Source organism: Aminobacter sp. AP02, from assembly GCF_003148805.1.
Lineage (GTDB): Bacteria > Pseudomonadota > Alphaproteobacteria > Rhizobiales > Rhizobiaceae > Aminobacter.
The window spans coordinates 92,782-111,189 of the sequence record NZ_QGGX01000009.1; the positions used below are offsets into that span (position 1 = coordinate 92,782).

Here is an 18,408-nt window from a genome sequence, read left to right on the forward strand (position 1 = left end):
CACGGATGGACGGATGCGCAAGACTGGCGGTCGATCCGGGGCAGAAGTGAATCGTGTCCACCGCATGTATGACAAGCTTTTCAAGACCATAGACGACCGGCGTGAAGAACTGGCCGAACTGACGGCACAGCTGATCCGCTTTCCGACCATCAATCCGCCTGGAGATGCCTATCGTCCTTGCGCCGAATTCCTCGGTGAGCGGCTGGCCAAGCGCGGTTTCGGCATTGAATACATACGCGCCGAGGGCACGCCTGGCGACACGGACCGCTATCCGCGTATCAACGTCGTCGCCCGTTTCGATGGCAGGTCGCGGGGCCAGACTGTGCATTTCAACTCACACATAGATGTCGTGGAGGCGGGCGAAGGCTGGTCGGTCGATCCGTTTGCCGGCATCATCCGCGACGGTCGTGTCTATGGCCGTGGCGCTTGCGACATGAAAGGCGGACTCGCCGCCTCGATCATTGCCGCCGAAGCCTTCATGGACGTGAACCCCGACTTTCCCGGTGCCATCGAGATTTCTGGCACAGTCGACGAAGAATCCGGCGGTTTCGGCGGCGTCGCCTATCTCGCAGGCAAGGGCTATTTCTCGAAACCCAAGGTCGACCACGTCATCATCCCCGAACCACTCAACAAGGATCGCATCTGCCTTGGCCATCGTGGCGTCTGGTGGGCCGAGATCGAAACCAAGGGCGAGATCGCACACGGCTCGATGCCCTTCCTCGGCGATTGCGCGGTGCGCCACATGGGCGCGGTGCTGGAGGCCTTCGAGCGAGAGTTGTTTCCCGCACTCGACCGCAAGACGACGCGGATGCCGGTCGTGCCTGAGGGTGCGCGGCGATCGACCATGAACATCAATTCGATCCATGGCGGACAGACCGACGATTTCCGCCCGGGTCTGCCCTCGCCCAACGTGCCCGATTCGTGCCGGCTGACCATCGACCGTCGCTTCTTGCTCGAAGAAAACATCGTTGACGTGAAGGGCGAGGTGACCAGCATTCTCGAGCGCCTGAAGCGCGAGCGCAAGAAATTCGACTACGAGATTCACGACATCATGGAGGTGCAGCCGTTGATGACCGAGCGCGATGCGCCGGTAGCGTCTGCAGTCGCCAAGGGCATTCGCGAGATTTTCGGCAAGGAGCCGGAATATGTCATCTCGCCCGGAACCTACGACCAGAAACATGTCGCCCGAATAGGCCATTTGTACGATTGTATCGCTTACGGCCCAGGTATTCTCGACCTCGCCCACCGGCCTGACGAGTGGGTTGGCATCGACGACATGGTGCAATCGGCAAAGGTCATGGCAATCGGCCTCGACATATTGCTGCGCGGCCAGTTCAACGGCTGAACGGACAAGCAACGCTAGCTCGACCGGTTAGGAAATTCATTTCGGCAGCACCGCTGCAGTTGCAACAAACTTGATTTACTCGGCCGGAAAATAGCGCTTCTATCCGGCACGTCGAAGTTGAGCGGGGAGAGTTGAGAATGAAGCATTGGAAAACCGTCGTGACGGCCGCGGCATTTGCCTTGGCATCCAGCACCGCCGCAATGGCCGCCCGCACCGACCTGGTGCTCGGCATGCCACTTGAACCGCCTCATCTCGACCCGACAGCAGGTGCGGCAGCCGCCATCGACGAAGTGCTTTATGCCAATGTCTTCGAGGGCCTGACCCGCATCGGCTCGCGCGGCGAGGTGCTACCTGATCTCGCCGAGAGCTGGACCATTTCCGACGACGGCAAGGTCTATACGTTCAAGCTGCACACCGGCGTGAAATTCCACGACGGCAGCGACTTTGACGCTTCGGACGTGAAGTTCTCGCTCGACCGCGCTCGCGGCGAAAACTCGGTCAATGCGCAAAAGGGCCTGTTTGCGGCGATCGACACCGTGGAGGTCGTCGACCCAAGCACCGTCAAGGTGACGCTGAAGAACCCGCTCGGCTCGTTCCTGTACAATCTCGGCTGGGGCGACGCGGTGATCGTGGCGCCCGATAGCGCCGACACCAACAAGGAAAAGCCCATCGGCACCGGCCCGTTCAAGTTCCAGAACTGGGCCAAGGGCTCGTCGATCACGCTGGTCAAGGCCGATGGTTACTGGGGCGATCCTATCGCGCTCGACAAGGCCGAATTCCGCATCATCCCGGATGCGGCCGCAGCGATCCCTGCTTTGCTGTCCGGCGACGTGCAGGCGCTGCCCAATTTCGCGCTCGGCGATGCGCTCGCCCAGGTCAAGGCCGACCCGCGCTTCAAGGTCGTCATCGGCACGACCGAAGGCGAAACGGTGCTCGCCACCAACAACAAGCGCCCGCCCTTCGACAAACTCAAGGTGCGTCAGGCAATCGCGCATGCCATCGACCGCAAGGCGCTCATCGATGGCGCCACTGGCGGCCTCGGCACGCCGATCGGCTCGCATTTTGCCCCACATAACCCGGCCTATGTCGACTTGACCGGTACTTATCCGCATGACCTCGCCAAGGCCAAGGAACTGCTCAAGGAAGCGGGCCTTCCCGACGGCTTCAAGGCTACGTTGAAACTGCCGCCGGTCGGCTATGCCCGCCAGGGCGGCGAGATCATCGCCTCGCAGCTGCGCGAGATTGGCGTCGACCTGCAGATCATTCCTGTCGAGTGGGCCGATTGGCTCAAGCAGGTGTTCACCGACAAGGACTACGACCTGTCGATCGTCTCGCACACCGAGCCCAACGACATCGATATCTACGCTCGCAAGGACTATTACTTCAATTACGACAACCCCGCCTTCAACAAGGTTATCGACGAGCTCAACCTGACCTCGGACGAGACGAAGCGTACCGAGCTTTACAAGCAGGCTCAGACGATTCTTGCCGACGACGCCGTCAATGGCTTCCTCTTCGAGCTGCCTAAGGTTGGCATCTGGGACGCCAAGGTCGAGGGTCTGTGGGAGAATTCGCCCATCCAGGCCAATGACCTGACCAAGGTGAAGTGGGCTGATTGAGACTTAGGCACTCGCGATTTCGGCATGATCCCTTACGCAAATAAGGTGCGCTTCACGCGGCCGTGCAAGAGTTCTGTGAACTGCGCTGCTCCGCAACTCTCGCAAGCTTTCGGAGCGGCATTTTCTCGGGCAGTTTGCGATTGATGACAGCCTACTTGCTCAAACGCCTGCTGATCGGAATGGTGACCCTGGGCGTCGCTTCCGTCGTAGTGTTCTTGATGCTTGAGGTTGTCCCAGGCGATCCGGCGCGGCTGATGCTGGGCATGAATGCCAGCGACGCTCAGGTCGAGCTCTTGCGCGACCAGATGGGCCTCAATCAGCCGTTGGTCGTGCGCTATCTCACCTGGGCCGGCGGTTTGCTGTCACTCGACTTCGGCAAGTCCTACACCTACTCCGTGCCTGTGATCGACCTGATCAAGGAGCGCCTGGTCGTTTCCTTTCCGCTCGCCATCATTGCGCTCACCCTGTCCACGCTGATCGCCATTCCTGTTGGGCTGTTTGCCGCCGCACGTCGCGGCAAGGCCGCAGACACGGCCGCCATGGCCGTGGCACAGGTCGGAGTGGCAATGCCGAACTTCTGGTTCGCGCTGCTGCTCGTCTATGTCTTCGCCGTCTGGCTCAGACTGGTACCCGCGGGCGGCTTTCCCGGCTGGGGCAATGGCGTCTGGCCGGCGTTGAAGGCTCTGATCCTGCCGGCAATGGCCCTTGCCTTGCCGCAGGCTGCCATTCTGGCTCGCGTCACACGTGCCGCCTTGATCGAGGTTCTGAGCGAAGACTATATCCGTACCGCCCGCGCCAAGGGCATGCCGATGCGCGCGGTGCTGTGGCGGCATGCGCTGCGCAACGCCATGATCCCGGTGCTCACCATCATGGGTCTGCAGTTCGCCTTCCTGCTCGCCGGCACCATCATCATCGAAAACGTCTTCTACCTGCCCGGCCTCGGCCGGCTGGTCTTCCAGGCGATCACCCAACGCGACCTGATCGTGGTTGAAAGCGTGGTGATGCTGCTCGTGGCAGCCGTGGTCGTGGTCAACCTGCTCGTCGACCTCTCATACGCGGTGGTCGATCCACGTCTGAGGACGCGGCAATGAGCGATGCTGCCCCGCACCGCGAAGAGACCTTCGGCGACCTCGTCGGCCGGGCACTTGCCAACCGCTCCTTCGTCATCGGCCTGTTCATCACCCTGGTCGTTGCGGGCATGGCGCTGGTATCGTTCTTCTGGACGCCCTTTGACGTTACCAGGCTGATCGTTGCAGACCGGATGCAACCGCCATCCGCAGCGCATTGGTTCGGCACCGACCATTTCGGCCGCGACGTGCTGTCGATGATCATGCTCGGCGCCCGCAATTCGATCGCCGTCGCCTTGGTTGCAGTTGTCATCGGCATGGGCATCGGGGTGCCGCTCGGCTGTTGGGCCGCGGCGCGCGGTGGGTGGATCGATGAGGCGCTGATGCGCTTCAACGACGTTGTCTTTGCCTTTCCCGCACTCCTCTCCGCGATCATGATCACCGCGGTCTTTGGCCCGAGCGCGGTCAATGCCATCATAGCCATCGGCATCTTCAACATCCCGGTCTTTGCGCGTGTCGCTCGTGCCGGAGCACTGTCGATCTGGCCGCGCGAATACATTTTGGCCGCGCGTGCCGCCGGCAAGAACAAGACGCGCATCACCATCGAGCACATCCTTCCCAACATCGCCAACCTGCTGCTGGTGCAAGGAACCATCCAGTTCGCGCTCGGCATCCTCGCCGAAGCCGCCCTGTCTTATGTCGGGCTTGGCACGCAGCCGCCAATGCCGAGCTGGGGGCGCATGCTGTTCGACGCGCAGACGCTGATGATGGTGGCGCCTTGGCTCGCCCTCTTCCCCGGTTGCGCGATACTGCTCACCGTCTTGGGCCTCAATCTGCTTGGCGACGGCATCTCAGACATCTTCGATCCGCGTGCGAGGCGGCGGATATGAGCCTGCTTGCGATCGAAAAACTGTCGTTGAAGATTGGCAGCTTGCCGATCCTGAGGGATATCGACCTGTCGATCGCACCAGGCGAGGTCCTGGGCCTAGTCGGCGAATCCGGCTCAGGCAAATCGATGACCGCACTTGCCATCATGCAGCTTGCCCCTGCATCCGCGCGGGCCAAGGGCCGCATCACATTCGACGGCACTGACATCCTGGGCGCATCAGAACAGCAGATGTGCGCGCTGCGTGGCGACGACATCGGAATGATCTTCCAGGAGCCGATGACCGCGCTGAATCCGGTCAAGACCATTGGCGAGCAGGTTGCCGAGGGCATCCGTTGGCATACGAGGGCCAGCCGCGCCGAGGCGGAGGAGCGCGCGAAAAAGATACTCGACCGCGTCGGCCTGCCGGAGCAGAAGTTCGCGCTGTCGCGCTATCCGCACGAGCTGTCAGGAGGCCAGCGCCAGCGCGTGGCGATCGCCATTGCCTGCGCGCTGAAACCCAAGCTTCTGATCGCTGACGAGCCGACGACGGCGCTCGACGTCGTATTGCAGGCGCAAATCCTCGACCTGCTGAAAGAATTGGTCAGCGAAAACAAGATGAGCCTGCTGTTCATCTCGCATGATCTGGCCGTGGTCACGGACATGGCAGACAGGATCACCATCCTGCGCCAGGGCACAGTCATAGCGACAGGCGACACCGCGCAGACCCTGTCGGAAGCCAACCATCCCTACACGCGCCAGCTCGCTCTTGCCTCCACCCACGTGCCGGCGCGGGTGAAGCCGCATGTGGACAATACAGGCGCTGACAACCTGCTCGAAGTGTCCAACATCACGCGAGAATATCCTGGCCGGCGCAGGTCGCTATTTTCCAGGTCAGAACCGGTACGTGCGGTGGACAACGTTTCACTGACCATGAAGCCTGGCGCATCAGTGGCACTCGTCGGGCGCTCCGGATGTGGAAAATCCACCCTCGCACGCATGATCCTGGCGCTCGACACGCCGACGTCGGGTGCGATCAAGTTCCGCGGCATGAGCATCACTGGGCGCAGCGAGGCCGACCTGAAGCCAGCCCGCCGCAACATGCAGGTGGTGTTTCAGGATCCCTATGGGTCGTTCGATCCGCGACATACGGTGGAGCGGCTGGTCGCAGAACCGCTGCACCTGCTGGAACGGCGTCCCGACCGCAAGGAGCGCCGCAACATGGTGGCGCGCGCACTGCACGAAGTCGGCCTCAGCCGCTCCGACATGGAGAAGTATCCGCACGAATTCTCCGGCGGCCAGCGCCAGCGCCTTTCCATCGCTCGCGCGATCATCACACGGCCCAAGCTGATTGTTGCCGACGAGCCGGTGTCGGCGCTCGACGTGTCGATCCGCGCCCAGATCCTCGACCTGTTCGCCGAACTCAACCACAAGCTAGGCGTCGCCTATCTGTTCATCACCCATGACCTGACGGTCGCCCGCGCCATCACCGACGACGTGCTGATCATGCATGAAGGTAGGATTGTCGAACGTGGCAAGACTGCCCAGGTGCTCGACCAGCCAACGTCGGAAGCCGCGCAAGCACTGGTGTCGGCCGCACCAGACTTGCACCGAGCGATTGCCCGGCGGCTGCAGGAGCAAGGGTAGATAGCCGGCTAGCCGGGATTACGTCGCCGGCTTCACCACATCGACCGGGCTGATGCCAAGGAGATCGAGCGTTCGGCGCAACAGCTTGACTTCGTTCTCCGCCAGATGCGCGTCGGCCTTTGCGATATCGGCCATGTGGCGCGCGAGCTGCTTGCGCCGCTCGATATCGAGGCCGTGAAACATCGCAATCGCCTGCGAGCCGTTGGTCTCGTAACCGAACTCATTGAGGTAGTCGACAACGGCATCGATGCTACCGTCGGCGATACCGAACGCTTCGGTGCAGATCCGGCGAAACACCGCCATCTCGCTTTCGGTCGCTGCGCCATCAGCAAGGATCATGCGGAACAGCAGCAGAAGCTCCGCCGACAGTACCGGATCGTCGGCGACCTTGCGCACGCCGGGGTCGCCCTCGAACATGTTGCGAATCTGGGCCAGCAATCCTGTCGCCATGCGAATCCCTTCCATCGAACTACCTGCTGTTTCCGATATAGAACAAAGTTGGGCGAAAAACACTTGGCCCAACGGCTAAGCCGCAGCTGATGCGGCGGCGCTATTGCGCAAGCCAGATCACTGTGGTCGAAGGCGGCGACCCCCCTCCAGCGTGAAGCTCGGCACCAATGTTCGACATTGCCACAGAGACCCTTCTCTTCCTCATTGCCGCTGCGTTCATCGCTGGCTTCATCGATTCCATTGCCGGTGGCGGCGGGCTGATCACCATTCCCGCATTGCTGTTGGCTGGTCTTCCGCCGGTGGAAGCGCTTGGCACCAACAAGCTGCAATCGCTGTTTGGCTCGGGCTCGGCCACCATCAGCTATGCCGCCAAGGGGCATGTCGACGTCAGGAAACAATTGCCTGCCGCCGTCATGTCCTGCATCGGCTCTGCATTTGGTGCATTGCTGGCAACCGTCCTGCCGATTGAAATCCTGCGCACATTCCTGCCTTTCCTGCTGGTCGCTATCGCGCTCTATTTCGCCTTCAAGCCCAACATGGACGACGTCAACCGCACCGAACGGCTGTCGCCTTTCCTTTTCGGGATGACGGTAGTGCCGCTGATTGGCTTTTACGACGGCGTATTCGGCCCCGGCACCGGCTCGTTCTTCATGCTCGCTTTCGTCGCTTTGGCCGGCTACGGCGTGCTCAAGGCCACCGCGCACACCAAGCTGCTGAACTTTGCCTCCAACATCGGTGCGTTTGGCGTTTTCGCGCTGGTTGGCGCCATGTCGTGGAAGATCGGCATCATCATGGGCATCGCCCAATTCCTCGGAGCCCGGCTCGGTGCCCACATGGCGATGCGCAACGGCGCCAGGCTGATCAAGCCACTCCTGGTCTGTACCTGCGTCGCACTTGCCATCCGCCTGCTCATCGACCCTACCAACCCGCTGCGGGTGATGATGGGTTTCTGACCCGGTTTTGACCGTCATTCGCGACGCTGGTAACGTCCGGTTGCCTCAGCGGAGCCAGGACAATGGCAAGCGGCCAACTTTCTGCGGAAACATCGGCTGATCTCGCGGCGCAGTTCGAGATGGTGCGGCGTGCTCCGTCACCGCTGCTGGCAGGCGTCGTCACCGATCTCATCGGTTTTCGCGAACTTGTTTCCGTCTACAGCCGCCAGACTGAAGCCGCCTCGCTGACTGTCCCTCTGGTCATCAGCTTTGGCGAACCATTCGCCATCGGCCTGAGCCGGACGCCCGGCGACAACGACCGCTTCGCAAGCTTCGCCTCCGGCCTGCACGCCGGACCGGTGGTCATCGATTCCTTCGGCAGATCCTGCTGCGTCCAGGTCAATTTCACCCCGCTTGGCGCTCGCCGCTTCTTCGGCATGCCTATGAGCGCGCTGGCCGATCGCATGGTGCCGTTCGACGAGCTGCTTGGGGCCTCAGGCCACCGATTGCGCGAAAGGCTCGGCGAGCAAACCAACTGGCATGCACGCCTGGATATTGCCGAGTGCTTCATCATCGAGCGCCTGACGAAGGCAGCTTCCGTATCTGCCGAAGTCGGCTGGGCGCTGGAGAAGATAATCGCTAGCGGCGGCCGCAGCCGTATTGCCCCCATCGCTGCTGAGATCGGCTGGAGCAGAAAACACCTCGCCACGCGCTTCGCCGATCAGGTCGGCGTCGGCCCAAAGGCGATTGCACGCATCGTCAGGTTCAATCGCGCCGCAAGCCTTTCGAAGCTGGCCAGTCGCGCAGGCTGGGCCGATCTTGCGGCCGAGTGCGGCTATGCCGATCAGGCGCATCTCGTTCGCGAGTTTCGCGAACTCGCAGGCGCTACGCCGACGGAGCTTCGCCTCGGCTGAGCCGGTAGCATTTGTTCAATACGGCCAAACGGCACTCGGCCACAGTGGGGTATCGTTCAACCGGCACAAAGGAGGCGCCAGATGCCCGCTCTCGAAGCTCCACGCATATTCCCGACACTGCGCTACAACAACGCCGCCAACATGATCGACTGGCTGGGCGAGGCGTTCGGCTTTTCCGTCCATGCCAAATACATGAACGGTGCGGATGTCGGCCATGCCGAACTCGCCTTGGGGTCGTCACTGATCATGATCGGCTCGGCGCGCCCCGACGACTACGGCGCCATCGTCGGCGAACCCGGCCAGAATGGCGGCAAGTCGCTCTATGTGGCCGTCGAAGACGTCGACGCAGTCCACGCCCGCGCCAAAAATGCCGGCGCTGTCATCGTCCAGCAACTCACCGACCGAGACTACGGCAGCCGCGAGTTCGTCTGCCGCGATACCGAAGGCAATGTCTGGTGCTTCGGCACCTATTGGCCGAAGGCCGGCGAACCAGCAGCCTGACGGGCTTCAGCGCGCGGCGGCGAAAATCGCGTCGCAGTCGAGATGCCGTTCGAGATGTTCGGCGATCTCGTCCAGGGCGCGTTCGACTTCGGCGCGATAGTCGATGCCTCCCCCCCTGATGCCAAGGCTTTCGAGGAACCGCCCACGAAAGCCGTCGGCACCAAACAGGCCGTGCAGATAGGTTCCGAATACCTTACCGTCCGCAGAGGTCGCGCCGTCATCGACGCCGTTGATGACAGCTGTGGGCCGCGTGCAATCGGCACCCGTCGTCCGGCCAAGATGGATTTCGTATCCCGACAATGGCTCGCCATAGCGCACCGACCGCGCCTCGACGTTGCGAACCGTCTTTTCCGGCTCCATCACCGTCTCGATATCAAGCATGCCGAGGCCCTCGGCCTCCTTGACGTTGCCCTCGATGCCTAGCGGGTCATGCACAACGCGACCGAGCATCTGGTAGCCGCCGCAGATGCCGACGATATGGCCTCCGCGCCGGCGATGCGCGTCGAGATCGCGGTCCCAGCCGTTTTCGCGGAAATGCATCAGGTCGCCGATTGTCGACTTCGAACCGGGAATGACAACTATCCCAGCGTCGTCGGGCAGCCGCTGCCCGGGAGGCACGAACACCACCTCGACCTGGGGTTCGGCGCGTAGCGGGTCGAGATCGTCGAAATTGGCGATGCGGCCGAGCATGGGCACCGCGACCTTGAGCGCGCGTTTCTCGCCCCCCGCCAACCGCTCGAGGATCACCGAATCCTCCGACGGCAGAAGTGCTGCCGCCTTGAGCCACGGCACGACGCCAAAACAGCGCCAGCCGGTGAAACGTTCTATGGCCGTGATGCCGTCGTCGAACAGGCTGGCATCCCCACGGAACTTGTTGATGAGGTAGCCGACGATCATGCGCCGGTCTTCTTCCGGCAGGATCAAGTGCGTGCCGGCGACCGATGCGATCACTCCGCCCCGGTCGATGTCGCCGACCAGGATCACCGGCACGTCGGCGCGGGTGGCAAAGCCCATATTGGCGATATCGCGCGGACGTAGATTGATTTCGGCGGGCGAGCCCGCGCCCTCGACGATGATGAGATCGGCCCCCTCGCCGAGCTTGGTCCACGATTCGAGCACAGCCCCCATCAGTTTCGGCTTCAGCGACTGATAGTCACGCGCCTTGGCGTGGCCATAGACCTTGCCCTGCACAACGACCTGGCTGCCGATATCGCTTTGCGGCTTGAGCAGCACCGGGTTCATGTGGATCGACGGCTTCACTCCGCAGGCAATCGCCTGCAGCCACTGCGCACGGCCGATCTCGCCGCCGCCCGGCTCGCCAGGAGTGTCGGCAACGGCGGCATTGTTCGACATGTTCTGCGGCTTGAATGGCCTCACTTGCAGTCCGCGATTGCGCGCCGCGCGGCACAGCCCCGCCACCAGAACCGTCTTGCCGACGTCGGAGCCGGTGCCCTGGAGCATGATCGCCTTGGCCATCGGCTCAGCCCCTTCCATCGGTGACGGTCCCGGTCACCGTCGACTTGGCGGCAAGCGGTCCGCCGCGCCAGAGATAGAGCGCCAGCAGCGGCTCGCTGCCAGTATGCATGGCGTGATTCATGTTGGAAGCGTGGTGGATAACCTCGCCGCCCCTCCTCTCGCGAAAAGGCGTGTCGCCCATGCGCCATTCCGTGCCGCCGGTCAGGGGGATGTAGACCTCTTCCGCGACATGGTGATGGTCGGGATACTCTATGCCCGGACCGAGAACGAGAAAACCGGCCGCGACCTTCTCGTTCATATAGTGCCCACGCGTGCCGAACAGCTCCACCCAGCCGTAATTGTCGAGGAAATGCTGGCCGAAATCGGCGGCGGTGTAGGTCTGCCCCCAGTGCAGGACGTCGGCGCAACTGGCCAGGAGTTCGACCGCCCTACGCTCCGCAGGAGCGACCATTTCGGCAAGACGCCCCATCTGCGAAAGGCAAGCCAGGGATTTCGGCTCCAACGTCCGCGCGGGCATCGCCCAGTCGATGTCACCGAGAAATTCACCTACAGGTGAAACCGAACCGGCCATCTGGAGATAGCTCCGGAAGGCTCCCAGCAGCTCATCAAATTTTGTCGCCACGTCGCTTCTCGCCCATGCATTTACGCACAGCCGCTCTGTTGAAGGTCGGGTTGCGCGGCTGCATCATTGGTCTAGATTGAACGCCGCGCATAGCCAAAAAAACGACAGGGAGGCCGACATGGACGCCGCAATCGATGCGACCGCCGGTCAATTCGAACTCAACGAAGACCAGCTGGCCATTCGCGAAATGGCGGGCAGTTTCGCCGCCGAACGCGTGGCACCTCATGCGCTCGAATGGGACAAGGCCAAGCATTTTCCCGATAACGTGATCCGTGAGACCGGCCCGCTTGGCTTCGGCGGGCTCTACGTCAAGGAAGACGTCGGCGGCTCCGCTCTCACTCGCCTCGACGCCGTGCTCGTCTTCGAGCAGCTTTCGCAGGCCTGCCCGGGCTTTTCGTCGTTCATTTCGATCCACAACATGGTGGCATCGATGATCGACCGCTTTGGCAACGCCGAGCAGCGCCAGCGTTTCCTGCCCAAGCTCACCTCGATGGAATGGCTGGCCAGCTATTGCCTGACCGAACCTGGCTCGGGCTCGGATGCGGCAGCGCTGCGCACCCGCGCGGTGCTTGACGGCGACCACTATGTCATCAACGGCGCCAAGCAGTTCATTTCAGGCGCCGGCGACAGCGACATCTATGCCGTCATGGTGCGTACCGGTGCCGACGGCCCCAAGGGCATCTCAACGCTGGTGGTGCCAAAGGGCACGCCCGGCCTGTCGTTCGGTGCCAACGAGCACAAGATGGGCTGGCACATGCAGTCGACGCGGCAGGTGATCTTCACCGATTGCCGGGTGCCGGTTGAAAACCGCCTTTCCGACGAAGGTGCCGGCTTTGGCATCGCCATGGCCGGCCTCGATGGCGGCCGCCTCAACATCGCCGCCTGCTCGCTTGGCGGCGCGCAATCCGCGCTCGACAAGGCTCTCGCTTACACTGCCGAACGCAAGGCCTTCGGCCAGACCATCGATCGTTTCCAGGCCCTGCAGTTCCGTCTCGCCGATATGGAAACCGAACTCCAGGCGTCCCGGCTGTTCCTCTATGCGGCAGCCTCGAAACTCGACCACAAGGCGCACGATGCCTCAAAATGGTCGGCCATGGCCAAGCGTTTTGTCACCGACACCGGATTCAACGTCGCCAACGAGGCGCTGCAGTTGCTTGGCGGCTATGGTTACCTGCACGACTACGGGATCGAGAAGCTGGTGCGCGACCTGCGCGTCCACCAGATCCTCGAAGGCACCAACGAGATCATGCGCGTCATCATCGCGCGGCACATGATTGGAAGGCAGTGAGGATTGGGCAGTAGGGGAATAAGGCAGTAGGGCAGTAAAATTGCAACAAGCCGCACACAGGGCGCGCTTGCAGACACCTACTGCCCTACTGCCCTACTGCCTTATTGCCTTACTCCCTTATTGCCCTACTCCCCTAGCACCCGATCCACCCACCGGAGGAACATCAATCATGACCACAGTCGCCTTCATTGGTCTGGGCAACATGGGCAACCCCATGGCCGCCAACCTCGTCAAGGCCGGCCATGCCGTGCACGGCTTCGACCTCATGCCGGAGCATCTCGAAACTGCGCGCTCCAACGGCGTCACCGTCATGGCCAACGCCATAGCAGCCGCCAAGGACGCCGATGTCGTGATCACCATGCTGCCTGCGGGCAAGCATGTGCTTTCGGTCTATGAAGACATCGCGCCAAAGGTGAAGAAGGGCGCATTGCTGATCGATTCCTCGACCATCGACGTCGATTCGGCCCGCAAGGCGCATGCCATTGCCGCCGCGCACGGCCTGCTGTCGGTTGATGCGCCGGTATCAGGCGGAACCGGTGGTGCGGCGGCCGGCACGCTGACCTTCATGGCAGGCGGCGCGCAGGCGGCTTTCGAGAAGGCAGAACCAGTGCTCCAGCCTATGGCTGGGCGCATCGTCCATTGCGGCGACGCTGGCGCCGGCCAGGCCGCCAAGATCTGCAACAACATGATCCTCGGCATCTCGATGATCGGCGTTGCCGAGGCCTTTGTGCTCGCGGAAAAGCTCGGCCTGTCGCACCAGGCGCTGTTCGACGTGGCTTCGACCTCGTCGGGCCAGTGCTGGTCGCTGACCTCCTATTGCCCAGTGCCCGGCCCCGTTCCCAACTCGCCAGCCAACCGCGACTATCAGCCGGGCTTCGCCGCAGCCCTCATGCTCAAGGATCTCAAGCTGTCACAAGAAGCAGCGCAGCAGGCAGGGGCAGTCACCCCGCTCGGCGCCGAGGCAACCCAGCTCTATGCGCTCTATTCGGCGCTCGGCCACGGCGGCACCGATTTCTCCGGCATCATCAAGTTTCTGCGCGGCCAGCCGGCCTGATCATTCCAAAAAAGTTCAAAATTTAGGTTTGATTAAGCTCTCGCTAACCACGCGGTAACGATGTCCAGCTAAAAAGGTTTGCAAGGGCGGTCTTCGCAGCCGCCTCGAGCTCCGGATCAGGTCTTGCGTACCGGAGCTGTAACCTTCGCAGGTCAAGCGTCGCGAAGGGCCATGCGTTCAAGTGGCAAAGCCGCGTTCCCGTCAGGGGCGCGGTTTTTGCGTTTAGCAATCGCTTACCTATCGGATTTTGTCGCCAGGCGGCGGAAATTTGCCCGAACGCGTTTGCTCGCCGGCCGCATCGCTGCAGCAACCGACTTCTGCGCCGCAACCCCGTTCAGCACCGAAGGCGTACGCCCCGACAGCACTTCGGGCCAGAACTGCATGACAGACTGGAAATACGACATCTGCGCTGCGACAACGCCCTCGGCCATCGCCGCGGTCTTTTCGGTGACGGCAGCCAGGCTTTCGCCACGCAACATCCCGCCCTTGCTTGCCTCAGTGGCCATCATTGGCAAGCGCATAGCCATGACCATGGGCGCCAACATCAGGTTGCCAGCAACAACGGTGGATTGGCGCGACGCGCGCACCAGTCGACGGTTTTTCATTCTGCTTGCTCCAGCATGGCCTCAGCAGCCCGGCGAAGGCTGCTTTCCGGCAACAGCCCCAATTATTGTGCAATGCACAATACGCTCATGGCTTGTCATGAACAAGCTGATACGGCTCAGACTTTCGGTTCGAACTGCGCGTCCACAGGCGGTCGCAGGCCATTGGCAAGGCGGTTTGTCTCGTTGGCCATCCCGACGACGGCAAGCAATTCCATCAGCTGTGCTTCGCTCATGCCCTTGCCGCGCGCTGCGGCCGTGTGGGAATACGTGCAGTACTCGCAGCCATTGGTCGCAGAAACGGCGATGTAGATCAGTTCCTTGGTGAGAGAATTGAGCGCACCTGGCGCCATGACCTCGCGTACCGACTCCCAGGTGCGCTTGAGCAGTGCCGGGTCGTGCGCCAGAACTTTCCAGAAGTTGTTGATCCAGTCAGTCTTCCTGATGGCCATGATGTCGTCATAGATCGCGCGGACAGCCTCGCTTGCATGATCGTATTCGATCAATGGCACTATCGGATTCCCGCTCATCACGTCCTCCTTCGGGAAAGAAGAAGGCCGGGCAGGATGCCCTGCCCGGCCTGATATCAGCCCTTCCTAAGGTCGCGCTCAGCCAGGTCGAGTGCCTTCAGGATGCGATCGAATGCCATGTCGATGGTGGCGCGCGTCCAGATCAGCGGCGGCGACAGGATCATCGAGTCGCCTGTGGCGCGCAGCATCATGCCGTTGGCAATGGCGTGGTCGCGTACAACAACCGCAGCGCTGCCCATCGGCGAGAAGCGTTCCTTGGTCGCCTTGTCCTTGACGATCTCGATCGCCCCCATCAGGCCAACCGAGCGCACTTCGCCGACGAGGCCATGGCCGGCAATGCGTTCCTTAAGCATCTGCGCGAAGTACGGGCCGGTGTCGGTCTTAACCCGTTCGACCAAGCCTTCACGCTCAATGATCTCGAGGTTCTTGAGCGCCACCGCACAGGCCACCGGATGCCCCGAATAGGTGTAGCCGTGATAAAACTCGCCGCCCTTGTCGACCAGCGTCGCAGCGATCCGGTCGCCAACCAGAAGTGCTGACAGCGGCTGGTAGCCCGACGTCAGTGCCTTGGCGGTGGTGATCGTGTCGGCCTCGATGCCAAAAGTCTGGGCGGCGAACCACTCGCCAGTGCGGCCGTAGCCGGTGATGACTTCATCGAGCATCAGCAGCACGTCATGTTTGCGGCAGATGCGCCGCACTTCCGGCCAATAGCTAGCCGGCGGGATCTTCACCCCGCCTGCGCCCATGATCGGCTCGCCGATGAAGGCTGCGACATTGTCCGCCCCTGCCTCGAGGATCGCATCTTCGACTGCCTTAGCGGCGCGCAGGCCAAAATCGTGATCGCTTTCCCCAGGCAACGCCAGCTCATAAGCGTAAGGCATCATGACGTGGACGATGTTTGGTACCGCACCGCCAAGCTGGTGGTGCATACCATCCATGCCGCCTAGCGACGTGCCGGCAACCGTCGAGCCGTGATAGGCCATCTGGCGCGAAATGATGCGGTTTTTCTGTGGCTTGCCTTCGAGCGCCCAGTAATGACGCACGAGCCTGAGGGCGGTGTCGTTCGATTCCGAACCCGACGAGCCGTAAAACACCTGGTTGATGTTCTTGGGTGCCAGTTCGGCGAGCTTTTTCGATAGCAGTACCGGTGTCGGCGTCGAACATTTGAAGAATGAATTGTAATAAGGCAGTTGCTTCATCTGGGCGTAAGCAGCCTCTGCCAATTCTTTGCGGCCGTAGCCGACATTCACACACCATAGCCCGGCCATACCGTCCAGCAGCTCGCCGCCTTCCGAATCGTAGATGAAGGGGCCTTCCGCGCGGGTGATCATGCGCGAGCCGATTTCGCGCAACTCCTTGTGGTCGGTAAAGGGATGGAGATGGTGCGCGGCGTCGATCTGCTGAAGCTGCTCCAGCGAATAGTTCTGATAAGTCATAAGCTTGTGCCTCTATCTTGAATCAATCCGGCAATTGCCGGGGCGGATTCGAGATCAGGCGGGCGGCGAATAGCCAATGCGCGCGCACAGCCGCAAAAGCTCCGTATGGCGCGTCCGCGGGGACGGCGTCGAAACTGCGCTGGGCAACCGAACATGGGCAACGAATGCGCACATGACGGCACTCTAACCCAGTGCACCGAGAATTCACAAGCGCTGGGAATTTACTCTTTCGGCAATGGTCGCTGGAATAGAGCGACCCCAAAAAGCGTTGACTGCGCGTGTGGCCGGCATTTAACGGCCAAGCCCAGGGAGCGATCATCATGAAAACCATACTGTCAGCATTTGCCATCCTGCTTGCAAGTTCAGCCCTCTCCTTCGCCGCGGAGCCGGCCAAAGTCATGGAAGGCGCCGGCGGCAAGATGTACACCGACGCCAAGGGGATGACGCTGTACACTTACGACAAGGACAGCGCCGGTAAATCTGCCTGCAACGGCGATTGCGCCACCAATTGGCCGCCCCTGATGGCCGCTGCGGATGCCAAGGACGAAGGCGAATGGACTGTCGTCACCCGCGACGACGGCTCCAAGATGTGGGCCTATGAAGGCAAGCCGCTCTATACGTTCATTCAGGACAAGAAAGCCGGCGACGTGACCGGCGAAGGAAAAGGCGGCGTCTGGCACGTGGCCAAGGCCGATTGACCTGCCGTCTGCTGCGCGATGACCGACATGGCTCGTCGCGCAGCCCGCCTTGGTCTTGATCAGCCAGCCTTCCGCCGTACCGCGGCACGATACAAGGCGAACGCAACCAGCAAGACATTGAGGCTGGCCAGAACTGCAGGTAGCCCGATCGGCCCGAAATTCTGCATCACCAGTCCCGAGGCCGGCGGTCCGACGATGCCGCCCATGCCCCACATCAGCGCGAATGCGGCGTTGCCGGCAACGAGCAGGCTGCCGCTGAAGCGGTTGCCAAGTTCGACCAGCGCCATGGTGTAGACGCCATAGCCGACGGCTCCCATCACCACCAGTGCCGGCCAGATGAACCGCGTTTCGATCAGCAGCGGCAACAGCACGGCGCAGATCGCGGTCGCGGCAGCGCAAAAGAGGATCATGGTTCGCCCACCGACACGCTCGGCCATCAGCCCGAGCGGGATCTGCAGCAAGATGTTTCCCATCGAAAGCGCCGTCAGCATTGCCGCAAGCACCGCTTCGGGCAGCCCGTGTGCCGCACCAAAGACCGGCAGCAACGAGTAAGTGCTCTGCTGGTTGGCCGCCGACACCAGCACGGCAAACAGAAGCGCCGGGGCGAGCGCCGCAAAACCGAGCACGCCGGCCTTGGACTCTCCGTCATCCTCGAAGCCTGACAAGTCCGACATGATGCGCAGGACAACCGCACAGGCAAGGAAGCCGACGATCGCCACCAGGAACGGTGTCCAGCCGGCCGTGCCGACAAAGGTCAGCACCAGCGGGCCGCTGGCATAGCCAATGCCCATCAAGGTGTTGAATACGCCCATCACCCGTCCGCGCCTGGACGGCGGCGCCATCGACAGCGCCCACACCTCGCCGAGGATGTAGAGCGGGTTGATGACGACGCCGATCATGAAGCGCACGACGAACCAGGCGACCCAGTCCTGCATGTAGCCGATCAGCAGGAAGCAGATCGCTGCCGCAATCGAGCAGAGGACGGCCAGGGTGCGCCCACTAAACAGCCGCACAGCCGCAGGCACGAACGGTGCGGATGCGATAAGGCCCATGGGCATCATCGCCGCCGACAGGCCGATCATTGCCGGCGACATGCCCTGTTTCTGCATCAGCAGCGAAAAAAGCGGATAACTCAGCCCTTGTGCCGCACCGAACATCGCCAATGCGGCAGTGACGCCGATGAGCGGCGCCCATCTGAGCGGCGGCTCGACGGCGGTGGAGGCAGGAGAGGTCAAGGTTGGTCACCACGAGAATCGAATGCCGGCGATACTACAGGTGCACCGCCGCTTGGCCGATGCCTCACCACGACGGAGAACGTCGGTCCAGTCCCATCGGTGATGTCGTTTCCCTCGCGCTACTGGT

At 62.0% G+C, this 18,408-nt stretch carries 18 protein-coding genes; 11 read left to right on the forward strand and 7 right to left on the reverse strand.

Going from position 1 to position 18,408, the window contains the following annotated elements; all coding sequences use genetic code 11:
* Positions 1-64: 64 nt before the first annotated feature.
* The 5 genes from C8K44_RS13455 to C8K44_RS13475 all read left to right on the forward strand — a co-directional run bounded on the left by C8K44_RS13455 (position 65) and on the right by C8K44_RS13475 (position 6,543).
* A complete protein-coding gene (locus C8K44_RS13455) occupies positions 65-1,345 on the forward strand; it encodes an acetylornithine deacetylase/succinyl-diaminopimelate desuccinylase family protein (RefSeq protein ID WP_109576305.1) in 1,281 nt (426 codons plus the stop codon).
* A gap of 137 nt (positions 1,346-1,482) precedes the next feature.
* On the forward strand, positions 1,483-2,964 hold the full coding sequence (locus C8K44_RS13460) for an ABC transporter substrate-binding protein (RefSeq protein WP_109576306.1): 1,482 nt from the start codon (positions 1,483-1,485) through the stop codon (positions 2,962-2,964).
* Between the two features lie 143 nt (positions 2,965-3,107).
* A complete protein-coding gene (locus tag C8K44_RS13465; RefSeq protein WP_109576307.1) occupies positions 3,108-4,055 on the forward strand; it encodes an ABC transporter permease in 948 nt (315 codons plus the stop codon).
* Entirely contained in the window at positions 4,052-4,921 is an 870-nt protein-coding gene (locus tag C8K44_RS13470; protein ID WP_109576308.1) for an ABC transporter permease, read from the forward strand. The genes C8K44_RS13465 and C8K44_RS13470 overlap by 4 nt, the downstream gene beginning before the upstream one ends.
* Entirely contained in the window at positions 4,918-6,543 is a 1,626-nt protein-coding gene (locus tag C8K44_RS13475) for a dipeptide ABC transporter ATP-binding protein (RefSeq protein ID WP_109576309.1), read from the forward strand. Before C8K44_RS13470 ends, C8K44_RS13475 begins: the two co-directional genes overlap by 4 nt.
* An 18-nt stretch (positions 6,544-6,561) precedes the next feature.
* Here the strand turns inward: C8K44_RS13475 and C8K44_RS13480 are convergent, their stop codons facing one another.
* Positions 6,562-6,993 carry a TerB family tellurite resistance protein gene (locus C8K44_RS13480; RefSeq protein ID WP_109576310.1) on the reverse strand — a complete coding sequence of 144 codons (432 nt, stop codon included), beginning with the start codon at positions 6,991-6,993 and terminating at the stop codon, positions 6,562-6,564.
* Between the two features lie 167 nt (positions 6,994-7,160).
* On the opposite strand from C8K44_RS13480, the gene C8K44_RS13485 reads away from it, so the two are divergent.
* The 3 genes from C8K44_RS13485 (at position 7,161) to C8K44_RS13495 (ending at position 9,340) form a co-directional block, all read left to right on the forward strand.
* On the forward strand, positions 7,161-7,946 hold the full coding sequence (locus C8K44_RS13485) for a TSUP family transporter (protein ID WP_109576311.1): 786 nt from the start codon (positions 7,161-7,163) through the stop codon (positions 7,944-7,946).
* Positions 7,947-8,008: 62 nt separating this feature from the next.
* Positions 8,009-8,839 carry an AraC family transcriptional regulator gene (locus C8K44_RS13490; protein WP_109576312.1) on the forward strand — a complete coding sequence of 277 codons (831 nt, stop codon included), beginning with the start codon at positions 8,009-8,011 and terminating at the stop codon, positions 8,837-8,839.
* An 81-nt stretch (positions 8,840-8,920) separates the two neighbouring features.
* Complete coding sequence (locus C8K44_RS13495; RefSeq protein ID WP_109576313.1) at positions 8,921-9,340, forward strand: VOC family protein; 420 nt, start codon at positions 8,921-8,923, stop codon at positions 9,338-9,340.
* Between the two features lie 6 nt (positions 9,341-9,346).
* Here C8K44_RS13495 and C8K44_RS13500 read toward each other — a convergent pair whose 3' ends face one another.
* Positions 9,347-10,816, reverse strand: a complete 1,470-nt coding sequence (locus C8K44_RS13500; protein WP_109576444.1) for a cobyric acid synthase — start codon at positions 10,814-10,816, stop codon at positions 9,347-9,349.
* 4 nt (positions 10,817-10,820) lie between these two features.
* A complete protein-coding gene (locus C8K44_RS13505; protein WP_109576314.1) occupies positions 10,821-11,438 on the reverse strand; it encodes a dimethylsulfonioproprionate lyase family protein in 618 nt (205 codons plus the stop codon).
* A gap of 118 nt (positions 11,439-11,556) precedes the next feature.
* Here C8K44_RS13505 and C8K44_RS13510 point away from each other — a divergent pair, with 118 nt between their 5' ends.
* Together C8K44_RS13510 and mmsB are read left to right on the forward strand one after the other, a co-directional pair.
* Positions 11,557-12,726 (forward strand): isobutyryl-CoA dehydrogenase, encoded by a 1,170-nt coding sequence (locus C8K44_RS13510; protein ID WP_109576315.1) that lies wholly within the window; start codon positions 11,557-11,559, stop codon positions 12,724-12,726.
* A gap of 169 nt (positions 12,727-12,895) precedes the next feature.
* Entirely contained in the window at positions 12,896-13,780 is an 885-nt protein-coding gene (mmsB, locus tag C8K44_RS13515) for a 3-hydroxyisobutyrate dehydrogenase (protein ID WP_109576445.1), read from the forward strand.
* Positions 13,781-14,013: 233 nt separating this feature from the next.
* Here the strand turns inward: mmsB and C8K44_RS13520 are convergent, their stop codons facing one another.
* The 3 genes from C8K44_RS13520 to C8K44_RS13530 form a co-directional block, all read right to left on the reverse strand.
* Positions 14,014-14,385, reverse strand: a complete 372-nt coding sequence (locus C8K44_RS13520) for a hypothetical protein (protein WP_245417475.1) — start codon at positions 14,383-14,385, stop codon at positions 14,014-14,016.
* 116 nt (positions 14,386-14,501) lie between these two features.
* Positions 14,502-14,912 carry a carboxymuconolactone decarboxylase family protein gene (locus C8K44_RS13525; RefSeq protein WP_109576316.1) on the reverse strand — a complete coding sequence of 137 codons (411 nt, stop codon included), beginning with the start codon at positions 14,910-14,912 and terminating at the stop codon, positions 14,502-14,504.
* A gap of 56 nt (positions 14,913-14,968) precedes the next feature.
* On the reverse strand, positions 14,969-16,348 hold the full coding sequence (locus C8K44_RS13530) for an aspartate aminotransferase family protein (RefSeq protein ID WP_109576317.1): 1,380 nt from the start codon (positions 16,346-16,348) through the stop codon (positions 14,969-14,971).
* Positions 16,349-16,668: 320 nt separating this feature from the next.
* Here C8K44_RS13530 and C8K44_RS13535 point away from each other — a divergent pair, with 320 nt between their 5' ends.
* Positions 16,669-17,046 (forward strand): hypothetical protein, encoded by a 378-nt coding sequence (locus C8K44_RS13535; protein ID WP_109576318.1) that lies wholly within the window; start codon positions 16,669-16,671, stop codon positions 17,044-17,046.
* 59 nt (positions 17,047-17,105) lie between these two features.
* Here the strand turns inward: C8K44_RS13535 and C8K44_RS13540 are convergent, their stop codons facing one another.
* Positions 17,106-18,281, reverse strand: a complete 1,176-nt coding sequence (locus C8K44_RS13540; protein ID WP_109576319.1) for an MFS transporter — start codon at positions 18,279-18,281, stop codon at positions 17,106-17,108.
* Positions 18,282-18,408 lie beyond the last annotated feature (127 nt).

Bases quoted from the DNA above. Each gene is read 5' to 3' on its own strand.
- C8K44_RS13535 (WP_109576318.1), top strand. From the start codon at position 16,669: ATGAAAACCATACTGTCAGCATTTGCCATCCTGCTTGCAAGTTCAGCC.
- C8K44_RS13520 (WP_245417475.1), bottom strand. From the start codon at position 14,385: ATGAAAAACCGTCGACTGGTGCGCGCGTCGCGCCAATCCACCGTTGTT.
- C8K44_RS13485 (WP_109576311.1), top strand. From the start codon at position 7,161: ATGTTCGACATTGCCACAGAGACCCTTCTCTTCCTCATTGCCGCTGCG.
- mmsB (WP_109576445.1), top strand. From the start codon at position 12,896: ATGACCACAGTCGCCTTCATTGGTCTGGGCAACATGGGCAACCCCATG.
- C8K44_RS13460 (WP_109576306.1), top strand. From the start codon at position 1,483: ATGAAGCATTGGAAAACCGTCGTGACGGCCGCGGCATTTGCCTTGGCA.
- C8K44_RS13480 (WP_109576310.1), bottom strand. From the start codon at position 6,993: ATGGCGACAGGATTGCTGGCCCAGATTCGCAACATGTTCGAGGGCGAC.
- C8K44_RS13490 (WP_109576312.1), top strand. From the start codon at position 8,009: ATGGCAAGCGGCCAACTTTCTGCGGAAACATCGGCTGATCTCGCGGCG.
- C8K44_RS13500 (WP_109576444.1), bottom strand. From the start codon at position 10,816: ATGGCCAAGGCGATCATGCTCCAGGGCACCGGCTCCGACGTCGGCAAG.
- C8K44_RS13475 (WP_109576309.1), top strand. From the start codon at position 4,918: ATGAGCCTGCTTGCGATCGAAAAACTGTCGTTGAAGATTGGCAGCTTG.
- C8K44_RS13455 (WP_109576305.1), top strand. From the start codon at position 65: ATGTATGACAAGCTTTTCAAGACCATAGACGACCGGCGTGAAGAACTG.
- C8K44_RS13510 (WP_109576315.1), top strand. From the start codon at position 11,557: ATGGACGCCGCAATCGATGCGACCGCCGGTCAATTCGAACTCAACGAA.
- C8K44_RS13525 (WP_109576316.1), bottom strand. From the start codon at position 14,912: ATGAGCGGGAATCCGATAGTGCCATTGATCGAATACGATCATGCAAGC.
- C8K44_RS13495 (WP_109576313.1), top strand. From the start codon at position 8,921: ATGCCCGCTCTCGAAGCTCCACGCATATTCCCGACACTGCGCTACAAC.
- C8K44_RS13470 (WP_109576308.1), top strand. From the start codon at position 4,052: ATGAGCGATGCTGCCCCGCACCGCGAAGAGACCTTCGGCGACCTCGTC.
- C8K44_RS13530 (WP_109576317.1), bottom strand. From the start codon at position 16,348: ATGACTTATCAGAACTATTCGCTGGAGCAGCTTCAGCAGATCGACGCC.
- C8K44_RS13465 (WP_109576307.1), top strand. From the start codon at position 3,108: ATGACAGCCTACTTGCTCAAACGCCTGCTGATCGGAATGGTGACCCTG.